Here is a 10,497-nt window from a genome sequence, read left to right as displayed (position 1 = left end):
GCCCAGCCTCATGGAAAAGCCCCAGGCGCTTAATCCCGATGGTGGCCAAATGCTCGATGAGTTTGGAAATCTCGTCGCGCAGGCCTGCCCGCACGCTATACAGGTAGGGGGTGTCCGGCTGAATCTCCGAAGTACGGTAGCCCACCAGAGCGATCTTTTCTTTTGCCAAAATTCCCGCAGACACCAAGTCTGCAACATTCTTGCCGCCAAAGTAGCCGGCCAGGACCAGCGGCTTATCTTCAGCAATCATCTGCTTGGTCAAAGTGACCGTGTCGTCGGGCCTCCCGCCATCATCCTTGCGCAAGAGTGTGAACTTATGACCGTTGATGCCGCCGGCCTTGTTCATGGCGTTGAAATGCAATTGCATGCCGGCGGCGTAAGCGCGGCCCTGACCGGCCTCCGGCCCTGACATGGGGCCGACCTGGCCCACTATGATCTCTGCGGCGAGTACCGGACCGGCTCCCGTCACAAGGGCCCCCACGGCCAGTGCCATCAGGGCCTTGGCGAAAGCCGACGATAAACAACGGTTGTGCATGATGATGAGAGCTTCCTTTTGTGCCGCGAATCTGACGGACTTGGGTATCGATCAGTTGTCAACCTGCTGCAACACGGTCATTTCCAAACGCGGACTCTCCGTTGCCAGCGCCGCTTCGACTGTGATCCGGACGGGGGAACCGTCGGGTTCGGGCCCGCCTGAGCAGGGCTGGATTCCATGGATCAGGGAAGGGGGCTCGACCCGCCTCCTCGTGGACGGCCGAAACGCGTGCCGTCATCGACCCGGGCTTCGAACTGCAGCAGCGCCAGCAGTTGGCGAACCTTGACGCCTTGCGGTCGAGCCAGGTTGTCGCGAAGCGGTGCCAAACGCTCTTCCGGAAGGATGCCCGTGGTGCATTGCTCGAATTTGATTTGCCGCTCCAACGGCGAAAACGGATTCAGGAATGACCCTTTGGCGTGGTGAACCACACGCTCCAGGCGTCGTCCGTCCTTCAAGATCACGGCCGTGGTGTGGGGAAGCAGCTGCGTTGCGGTTTCTACGCGTGTCGAGTCCAGGTGCATTGCGACGCGTGGCATGAGGCGCCGGGTCATATCGTCATGCACCGCTTGCGGCGTGAAGTCGGCCAACGTGACCGTGCCGTAACGGAGCATCGTTGCCACCGCGTAGGGCATGGAGAACATGGCCTCGCGGGGACCCTGGGGCTCTGGGTATTTGAGGTTCACCAGGTTGACGCGCCCGACCAGGGTTTCAACACGCTCCACCGCTTCCGGGCCAAAACCATGTTCGGTTGCGAGGGCATGCAATGCGTCCAGGCAGCGGTGCGTGGACGCGCAGTTGGGATACAGCTTGAACGCCAGGCCATGGCTGTCGATCGCCAGCGGGCCGTCACTGACCGCAGCCACGGACTGCCAGTCGGCCGCAGAGCCACCGGCGTAGAGTGCGCCAAACCCGTGCGGGCCTTCCAGGGCTGTATCGCTACCGGTGACGCCCGATGCCGCCAGCGATGCGGCCAACACACCACCTTGCGCCGCCAGTCCGGCATGCACGGGTTTCGTGTCGGTGCCGAACTGGACCTTGGGTCCAGCTGCCATGGAAACGGCCAAGCTGAGGGCGTGTGTCATCCCGCCGACTCCCAGCCCAAGCAGTCTGGCGCAAGCGGCTGCGGCAGCAATTACACCAATGGTTTGGGTGCCATGCCAGCCTTTTTCGGCATGGGACCGGTCCATCGCCATCCCGACGCGGGCCATCACCTCACTTCCGACGATCAGTGCATCCAGAACCGCATCGAGCGTGGCATCAATCTCGTGGGCTTGCGCCAGGATGGCTGGGATCACGGCGCAGCCAAAATGACCGCCAGCGACGAGAAACATCTCATCCAGCTCCCGCGCATGGGCGGCCGTGCCGTTGGCCAGCGCACTGAAGGCGGCACAAGTTCCGGTGCTGCTGCCCACCACCGGGACTGGGCCCGTGGCAGGCAATCCCGCCCGTACCGAGGCGCAAACCGGGTCCCCAGCACCTGCCACCATGGCAGCAATGGTGTCCTCCAGGGAGTGCTCCGCCGTGCGCAGGGTGGATTCACCCCATTGATTGGGAACCGTGGCAGCCCAGTGCGCGAGAACCTGGGTAGCGGGGACGGGGGAACTGAGCATGCTTGTCCTTGGGGTCTGTTTTGGTATGTGGTTGCGCCTATCAGCGCAGCCGGGTATGGAACGAACGGCAGACACGCAGCAGCAGGTCTACGCGAGAAGGCAAGCTCAGTCGAGCTTTACTCCGGCGTTGCGGATTACGTCACCCCATTTTTTGGCTTCGCTGTCGATATGCGTCTTGAAAAACTCGGGGGTTCCCCCGAGCGCGACCTGCCCCACTTGCGCGAATTCGGCTTTGGTCGCAGGTGCCTGCAACCAGTTGTTGATCTCACGGTTCAGGCGCAGGATCACGGGCCGAGGCGTGCCCGTCGGTGCCACAATGCCGCCCCATGCCACCACCTCGAAGCCTGCAATGCCCGCCTCTTCCATGGTCGGCACATTGGGCAGCAGCGCCGAGCGACGTTTACTGGTAACCGCGAGCGGACGCACCTTGCCCGACTGGATCGCGCCCACCATGGACGGCAGGTTGTCAAACATGAAGTCGATCTGCCCGCCGATCAGGTCGGTCTGCGCCTGCGGGGCCCCGCGGTAGGGAATGTGGCTGAAGCTGATGCCGGCTTTTTCCTTGAGGATTTCGCCGCTGAGGTGACTGGTGGTGCCGTTGCCGCCGGAACCCATGGTCAGATTGCCCGGGTGGCTCTTGGCATAGATGACCAGTTCACGCACCGAGGCGATGGGCAGGCCATGGCGGACCACCAGCACATTGGGCACCTGCGAGAGCACGGCCACCGGCGCCAGGTCTTTATCGGGGTTGTAGGGCATCTTGGAAATCAGGCTGCGGTTGATGGCCATGGTCACGATATTGCCGAAGCCCAGCGTATAGCCGTCGGGCTTGGCGGTGGCCACCGCCTGCATGGCAATGGTGCCTGCCGCGCCGGGGCGGTTCTCGACGATCACCGCTTGTTTGAGTTTGTCCTGAAGGTAGTAGGCCAGTTTTCGGCTGGTCTGGTCGGGCGTGCCGCCGGCGGCCGAGGGCACGATCAGTTTGATAGGCTGGGTGGCGGGCCAATCCGCCGCCAGGGCGGTGCCAGCCAGCGTGGCCGCCGCCAGCAGCAGTACAAGGCGCGCTTGAAATTTCGACATCTGTGACTCCAACTTCTGTTCTTGAGGGGCCGCCCACTGCGGCGCCCTGAATATCTGACATGCGCGCCGGCCTGTCCAACGGAATAAACGCATACCCCCCTGCATTTATTTCATGCCTGCATAGCCTTTTTCATTGCGGGCGAACGGATGCCATGCCAATAATGGCCGTAACCGCCATGAAATATCCAACGCAGCGCCACCTGCCCTCCATCGTCAACCTCAACACCTTCGAGGTGATTGCACGGCGCTTGAGCATCACTGCCGCAGCCGATGAACTGGGTCTGACGCAAAGCGCGGTGAGCCGCCAGCTATCGGACCTGGAGGGCTTTGTCGGCGTTGCACTGTGCCGGCGCACAACTAGCGGGATGGAGCTGACGGTTGACGGTGCCAGCTACCTGCGGCGGGTGCGAACTCTGCTGGACGAGCTGGAGTCAGCGACCATCGCCGCGTCCATGGGCTCCATGCCAGGCAAGATACTGCGGCTGTCCGTGCCCACCACCTTTGGCACGCTGTGGGCCATGCCACGGCTGTGCGCCTTCGCCATCGCGCACCGGCAGATCCAGCTGGACGTGGCCACGCATACCGGGCCCATCAGCATGCGCGACTCGGGGCTGGACGCGGCCATCGTCTACTGCGAAGGGCCGGAGCCCGGCTGCGTGGCCGACCTGCTACACCCCCTGCACTCCTTTCCTCTTGCGGCGCCCACGCTGAGCCGGCTGGCGGCGCCGCTGACGGGCACACAAATGGCAGCGCTGYCCTTGCTGCACCAGAGCATGGTGCCCAACTCATGGCCGGCCTACCTGCGGCAGCTGGGCGCGTCTGTAGAAGTCCCGATGCCGGGTGCCCACTAYGGTCTGCTGTCGCTTGCATTGACGGCAGCGGAGGCCGGTCTGGGTGTCGCATTGGCGCCGGACTATGTGAGCGCATCGGCGCTGCAGACCGGGCGCCTGGTCAAGCTGAATGACAAGCCCTTTATTTCGCCGCGCAGTTACTTTCTGGTGACGACGAACGAGCGCGCCAAGGCGCCCGTAATCCAATCACTGCGCCAGTGGTTGACGAGCCAGTCGCCGCCTGCCCCTTGAGGCTCCGGCGGTGGCCAGCTGAATGAGGCGGAGGCGGCGTGGGCCAGGAGACTGATCAACGCGCAAAGTTGCCGCTCCAGGCCAATCACACCAGAGACGCCGGAGAGTGCGATGGGCCAAGTTACAAATTCCGTCGAAGTCCACCTCAATGGTGAGGACCCCAGGGGCCTTCCCAAAGTGGCATCGCCGGGTTCGTACCCAGCGTGCGTTTTGCCTCGGCCCTGGTTTTGGCCGCGTTAACCGGTTTGACATTGTGGTCCGGCACACGCAGGGTTTGCGTTTGGCTGACTGGACTGACCGGGCGGTCGGCGGCAGCGTCTGAGGCATGTAGGCCGGTTGTGGTGAAAGCGGCCGCCAAGCCGACAGATGCAAGGGGTCGCATGATAAGGGCCAACATTTGAAGCCTTCCGTAGTGAATTGTCGTCACTGCAGGACAGCATGCAAAGGACGTGCCAGAACTCCGGCCATCGTGTTTCACCGTCACGGCATACCGCCAAGGCTGGTGATCCGCTGCCCGGGATCGCAGCGGCCCAGGACACATTTCCCTCGTATAGGGTCAAAGCTTCAGCGTCAGCCGCCTCCAGGCGCCTTCGAGCTGATCCTGCACCAGCGCCCCGCCGTCAAAGCTAAGCGGGCGTTGCTCTGTTGCCGGCAACAGCAAGACCAGGTTGTCTTGCACAGGCGGCTGTGCGCCCTCACGGAACACCGCGATGCGCAGGCCTTGCTCGGTGCAATCAACACGCAGGCGCCACTGCCCATAAGCACCGCTACGCCAGGCCTGGCTATGGCCGTCGTCTTCAAAACAGCTTGCTTCGAAACTTCCCGCACCCTGATGGGGAAAGACCTGGAAGCCGCGCAGATCTTCGACCGCTGCGAAATGGATTTCTCCCAGATTCAGCGGTATGGCGCAGCCTTCGCGTGCCAGCAATGGGGGCGGACCATCCAGCGGCGCATTCAGCGTGATCCGCTGGCCGGCTTTCACGTACCGCGCGGTGTGCGCCTCGTACCAACCGCCGGTGCCGGGCAGCCACACGCGGCGCTCGGTCTGGCCGGGCTCGACCACCGAGGCCACCAGCAAATGTGCGCCCAGCAGCATGTCGTCGTTTTCTTCCAGGCAGTGCGTGTCTTCCGGGAAGTCGTGGTACGTCGGCCGGATGATGGGTTCGTAGGCGCGGTGGTAACGCCACACCAGGTCATACAGGTAAGGCATGAGCCGGTAGCGCAGGCGGATCAACTCGCGCACCTGGGGCGTGACCTCGGGGTACATCCAGGGCTCATTGACGGTTCCGTCGTCGTTCCATGAGTGGATGCTGAAGCGCGGCAGGAAGATGCCGTGCTGCACCCAGYGCAGCAGCAACTCGGGCCCCGGCGCAGGACCGGAAAAACCGCCTATGTCGTGCCCGGTGTTGGACACGCCCGACATCGCCAGGCCCAGGCCCATGCGGATGTTGTAGCGCAGCGTTTCCCAGGCCGTGTAGTTGTCGCCCGACCAGGTCTGCACATAGCGCTGCATGCCGGCGGCGCCTGAGCGCGACACCAGGTAGGGCCGCTCCGCGGGCGCGAACTCGGACTGCGCGGCGTGCGATGCCTGCATCATCAGCAGGGTCTGCAGCGGGCGCACCTCGCGCGCGGGACGCGGCGCGCCGAAACCGTGGGCCAGCGCCTTGTCGCTCCAGATCTCGTATTCGTTGTTGTCATTCCAGGTGGCGGGGATGCCGTATTCGAGCAGCTGCTCAGTCACCTGCTTCTTCCACCAAGCGATGGTCTTGGGGTTGGTGAAGTCAAGGTAGGCGCCTGTGCCGTCCCAGAACTGTATGGCGGTGGGCTGGCCATCCGGGTCGTTGACAAGAAGGCCAGCCTGGCGGGCTTCCTCGAAACGCGGATGGTCGCGCAACAGCGCGGGCTTGATGTTCGGCACCAGGCGCACGCCGCGGTCGAGGTAGCTCTGCACGAAGACCGCAGGGTCGGGAAACTTCTCGCGGTTCCAGTTGAAGACGTAGCGGCCCGGGCCAATGGAGGTGTAGCCCGACGACAGGTGGAACGAGTCGCAGGGAATGTCGTGCTCTTCACAGCGTTCAAGGAACTCGCCCATGCGCTCCTGGGCATTGGGCGCGTCGGTGTAGCTCATGGTCGAGCCTGAATAACCCAGCGCGTAGCGCGGCGGGAAGATGGGCCGGCCGGTGAGCCAGGTGTAGCGGCGCGTGATGGCGGCCGGGTCGTCACCGGCGATGTAATACAGATCCAGGTCACCGTGGTCGGCCACAAAGTAACGGTAGTGGCCGTGGTAGTTGTCCATCTCGCGGCCCATGTCGAAGCTGCAATCGGACAAGGTGTCGTAGAACAAACCGAAACACAGGCCGGCGTCTTTTTCACCACCTTTGCGCGTGATGTAGAACGGGATGTGCTTGTACAGCGGGTCGGTGCTGCGTGCGCTGTAGCCCATGGGGTCGAGGTTGCACATGCGGTAGCGCTGGCCGGCACGGTTGGCGTCGCCGGCGCGCTCGCCCAGGCCGAAGTAGGCTTCGCCGCGTTCGCGCTGCAGGTAGTGGTAGACCTTTTCGTCCCACCAGCCGAAGTTGTAGCTCTGCGTGGAACGGTCGGCGGCGGTGGCCTGCCAGCGGCCCTGTTGCCGGCTTTCCCAGCGGCAAAAGAAGCCTTCGAGCGCGATGGTCAGGCGCACGGCGCCTGTGGTGATCTGTAGTTGTGAGCCCTCTTCCTTGAGTTCGAATGCGGGCAGCGAAAAGCCGCTCACGTCGAAGCGGTCGCGGCCTTCAACGGGCAAGTTTTCAAGTCCAGGCGCCACGGTCCAGCTGCGCGGCATCTGCAGCCGTCCTTGCGGCAGCACCAGCACACGAACGATGTCTTCTTCGAGCACCCAGATGTGGGCCGTGGCGCCACTGGTGCTGTTCAGGACGAGGTGGTTGCCGCTGCGCGATTGCAGGGCGAAAGTGGGAGCTTGGTCAAGGCGCATGGTCGGCTGGTCAATGTTTCGTGTGGCGCAGGTTCAAAGACGCAAGCCGTTCTGGTCGAAGAAATGCAGGTGCTCCGAAGGTGCGGTCACCTTGACGGTGTCGCCGCGCTGGATGTTGGTCTGCCCGCTCAGGATGATTTCAAAAGGCGCGTCAGGCACCACGTGGCCATGCAGAATGCTGGTACTTCCCAGTTGCTCGACCTGCGACACCTTCATCTGCAGCGGGCCGTCGTTGGACAGTTGCGCATGTTCGGGCCGGATGCCCACGGTGTGGGCTCCGGGCCTGGCGCCAGGCATCTGCGCCACCGGCACGAAATTCATGCGCGGGCTGCCGATGAAGCCGGCCACGAACTGGTTGCAGGGCTGGTTATACAGCTCCAGCGGCGAGCCAACCTGCTCGATGCGGCCGGCGCGCAGCACCACGATCTTGTCGGCCATGGTCATGGCCTCGACCTGGTCGTGGGTGACGTAAATCATGGTCGCGCCCAAGCGGGCGTGCAGGTCACGGATCTCGGCGCGCATGGAAACGCGCAGTTCAGCATCGAGGTTGGACAGCGGCTCGTCGAACAGGAAAAGCTTGGGTTCGCGCACGATGGAGCGACCTATGGCTACGCGCTGGCGCTGGCCGCCGGAGAGCTGGGTGGGTTTGCGCTGCAGCAGCGGCGTGAGCTGCAGCATGGCGGCGGCGGCGTTGACCTTGCTTTCGATGACCGGCCTGGCCACACCCAGGTTCTCCAGGCCGAAGGCCATGTTGTCGTAGACGCTCATGTGCGGGTACAGCGCATACGACTGGAACACCATGGAGCAGCCGCGGTGCGCAGCGCTCACGTCATTGACACGCTTGCCGTCGATGCAGATGTCGCCGCTGCTGGCGGGCTCCAGCCCCGAGATGATTCGCAGCAACGTGGATTTTCCGCAGCCCGAGGGGCCGACGAAGACCACAAATTCACCGTCGGAAACGGTCAGGTCTACGCCATGGATGATGGTGATTTTGTCAAAGGTTTTGACGACACTGGCAAGTTCAAGAGTGGCCACGGAGAGTCCTCGGTTTATTTGACGCCGGCGCTGGCAATGCCGGTGGCGATGTATTTCTGCAGAAAGGCAAAGACCAGGGTGATCGGAATCAGGGTGATCACGGTCATCGCCAGCAGGTAGTGCCACTGCGTGTTGAGTTCGCCCTGGAAGGCGTTGAGCGCGAGCTGCAAGGTGAAGTGCTCCGACTTGGACAACACGATCAGCGGCCAGAGAAAATCGTTCCAGCGCCACATGAACGAGAAAATGGCCAGCACCGCCATGGCCGGCGCAGCCAGGGGCAGGATGATCTTCCAGTAGATACGCCACTCGCTGGCGTTGTCCATGCGGGCGGCCTCGAGCAGCTCGTCAGGAATGGTCAGCATGTATTGGCGCAGCAGGAACACGCCCGTGGGCGTGGCCACCGCGGGCAGGATCACGCCCCAGAGGTTGTTCAAGAGGTTCAGTTCCGAGATCACCAGAAAAGCCGGCACCAAAATGATGGTGGGCGGAATCATCAGCGTGGCGATGATCAGCACAAACACCGTCTTTTGCCCGGTGAACTGGTACTTGGACAGCGCGAAGGCCGCCATCGAATTGAACAGYAGCGTGAGGATGGTCGCTACCACGGTGATGAACACGCTGTTCCAAAGGTAAGTGCCGAAGGCGAACTTGCCGAACAGCTCGGTGTAGTTGCCGCCGGCAAACTTGAGTTCATTCACCGGTTTGCGGTCGTTGATGTTCACGCGCAGTTCGGTCTGCGGCGCCGCGGGGTCGACCATGGTGGCGACCAGGCCGATGCGGCGCACCTGGGCCAGTTCGCGGATGTTGCCCTGCTCATCCTTGGCGCGGAACAGCGGCAGGGGCTTGTCGTAACCGGTCACCACGGCTTCTTTCTGGCTGTAGGGCAGAAAGGTCGGCGGGAACTGGCTCAGCGCGCTTTCGGTCTTGAACGACGACATCACGAGCCACAGCACAGGGCCGAACATCACGATGAGGCCTGCCAGCAGGTAGGCGTAGGAGACCCAGTCGGTCCAATGCAGGCGGGTGCCGCCGTGCTTGTGACCCTGGGTACGGGTAAAGAAATTGGCCATCGCTTTTTCCTTACTTCCTGATTTTTCCGGCCTCGCCGGCTTTGGACAGCCGCAGCTGCGCGAGCGTCAGGGCCATCAGGCCGGCGGCCAGGATCAGCGAGGCCGCGGCAGCCAGGCCATACAGGTGGATCTGTTCGGCAAAACCGGTCTGGTAGATGTACTGCACGATGAAGGTGGTGGCCGAGCCCGGGCCGCCGCCGGTGAGCACAAACACCTCGTCAAAGCTCTGCACCGCGCGGATCATCACCAGCACCAGCACCACGATCAGGTTGGGCATGAGCAGCGGCAGCGTGATGCGCCTGAGCACACGCCACGGCGGCGCGGCGTCCATCTCGGCGGCTTCGTAAACGTCTTTCGGGATGGCCTGCAGGCCGGCCAGCAGAATGAGTGTGTAAAAGCCCATGTGGGCCCAGATGGATACCACCACCACCCAGAAAAATGCCCAGTGCCGGTCCAGCAACCAGTCCATCGGTGAGGCGCCCATGGCCACTAGGCCGGCATTGAACACGCCCTGGCTTTGCAGCAGCCATTTCCAGATCAGCGCCACCACCACCGGCGACAGCAGCACCGGGTAGAAAAACACGCCACGCCAAAAGCCGCGGCCTATGATTTTCCGGTTCAGCACCAGGGCCGTGACCAGCGAGAAGAACACCATCAAGGCCACCTGGATCAGGCTGAACTTCACCGTGTTGGCGATGGAGCGCCAGAAGATGTCGGTGCGGCAGGTCTGCAGGTCGGTGTAGTCGCGGCATTCAAGCAGGATGGCGAAGTTCTCCAGCCCGGTGAAAGGCCGTTGCGTGGGCAGAAGGTTCACCCCGCCGGTCACCGCATACACCAGGTTCACCACGATGGGCAAAAAGGTGAAGAGGCTGATCACCACCAGGTTGGGCCCGACAAAGAGCCAGCCTATGCGCGAAGCACCCAGCCATCTCTGGCCCAGCCGGAAAACCGGCTCGAACAGGTTGAACAAAAAGCCCAGGAAAGCTGAGAAAACCGACATACCGACTCCGATCTATGTATGACGCCACCAGCACATTGCCTTACGCCAGGTACACCGCGGAACTGGCTCCGCCAGGCCGCAGGTGTCGCCCCCTGCAAGGGGGGAGGCGCGCAC

8 protein-coding genes are annotated in these 10,497 nt (G+C 63.0%); 1 reads left to right on the top strand and 7 read right to left on the bottom strand.

Going from position 1 to position 10,497, the window contains the following annotated elements; genetic code table 11:
- From AC1D1X_RS07695 to AC1D1X_RS07685, 3 genes are all read right to left on the bottom strand, one after another.
- Positions 1-535 (bottom strand): ABC transporter substrate-binding protein (locus tag AC1D1X_RS07695; RefSeq protein ID WP_477698080.1); only part of this gene is annotated, 535 nt, incomplete at its 3' end.
- 182 nt (positions 536-717) lie between these two features.
- Positions 718-2,145 (bottom strand): MmgE/PrpD family protein, encoded by a 1,428-nt coding sequence (locus tag AC1D1X_RS07690; RefSeq protein WP_477668571.1) that lies wholly within the window; start codon positions 2,143-2,145, stop codon positions 718-720.
- A 105-nt stretch (positions 2,146-2,250) separates the two neighbouring features.
- A complete protein-coding gene (locus AC1D1X_RS07685) occupies positions 2,251-3,225 on the bottom strand; it encodes a Bug family tripartite tricarboxylate transporter substrate binding protein (protein WP_477668572.1) in 975 nt (324 codons plus the stop codon).
- A gap of 176 nt (positions 3,226-3,401) precedes the next feature.
- Between AC1D1X_RS07685 and AC1D1X_RS07680 the strand changes: the two genes are divergently transcribed.
- Positions 3,402-4,307 carry a LysR substrate-binding domain-containing protein gene (locus tag AC1D1X_RS07680; RefSeq protein WP_477698079.1) on the top strand — a complete coding sequence of 302 codons (906 nt, stop codon included), beginning with the start codon at positions 3,402-3,404 and terminating at the stop codon, positions 4,305-4,307.
- A 556-nt stretch (positions 4,308-4,863) separates the two neighbouring features.
- On the opposite strand, the gene AC1D1X_RS07675 is transcribed toward AC1D1X_RS07680, so the two are convergent.
- Genes AC1D1X_RS07675 through AC1D1X_RS07660 form a run of 4 tightly spaced genes read right to left on the bottom strand, consistent with a single transcriptional unit; the run spans position 4,864 to position 10,383 of the window.
- Entirely contained in the window at positions 4,864-7,278 is a 2,415-nt protein-coding gene (locus tag AC1D1X_RS07675; RefSeq protein WP_477698078.1) for a TIM-barrel domain-containing protein, read from the bottom strand.
- A 33-nt stretch (positions 7,279-7,311) separates the two neighbouring features.
- Positions 7,312-8,313: an ABC transporter ATP-binding protein gene (locus tag AC1D1X_RS07670; RefSeq protein WP_477668575.1), complete on the bottom strand. Its 1,002-nt coding sequence runs from the start codon at positions 8,311-8,313 to the stop codon at positions 7,312-7,314.
- 14 nt (positions 8,314-8,327) lie between these two features.
- Positions 8,328-9,383: a carbohydrate ABC transporter permease gene (locus tag AC1D1X_RS07665; RefSeq protein ID WP_477668576.1), complete on the bottom strand. Its 1,056-nt coding sequence runs from the start codon at positions 9,381-9,383 to the stop codon at positions 8,328-8,330.
- 10 nt (positions 9,384-9,393) lie between these two features.
- Entirely contained in the window at positions 9,394-10,383 is a 990-nt protein-coding gene (locus AC1D1X_RS07660) for a carbohydrate ABC transporter permease (protein WP_477668577.1), read from the bottom strand.
- Between the last annotated feature and the right edge of the window lie 114 nt (positions 10,384-10,497).

The organism is Polaromonas sp. P1_G4 (genome assembly GCF_056405475.1).
Note: the sequence above shows the minus strand (reverse complement) of the source record. Positions and strands in the feature narration are given on the sequence as shown.

Coding starts and splice junctions, on each gene's coding strand:
- AC1D1X_RS07690 (WP_477668571.1), bottom strand. CDS start 2,145: ATGCTCAGTTCCCCCGTCCCCGCTACCCAGGTTCTCGCGCACTGGGCT.
- AC1D1X_RS07685 (WP_477668572.1), bottom strand. CDS start 3,225: ATGTCGAAATTTCAAGCGCGCCTTGTACTGCTGCTGGCGGCGGCCACG.
- AC1D1X_RS07660 (WP_477668577.1), bottom strand. CDS start 10,383: ATGTCGGTTTTCTCAGCTTTCCTGGGCTTTTTGTTCAACCTGTTCGAG.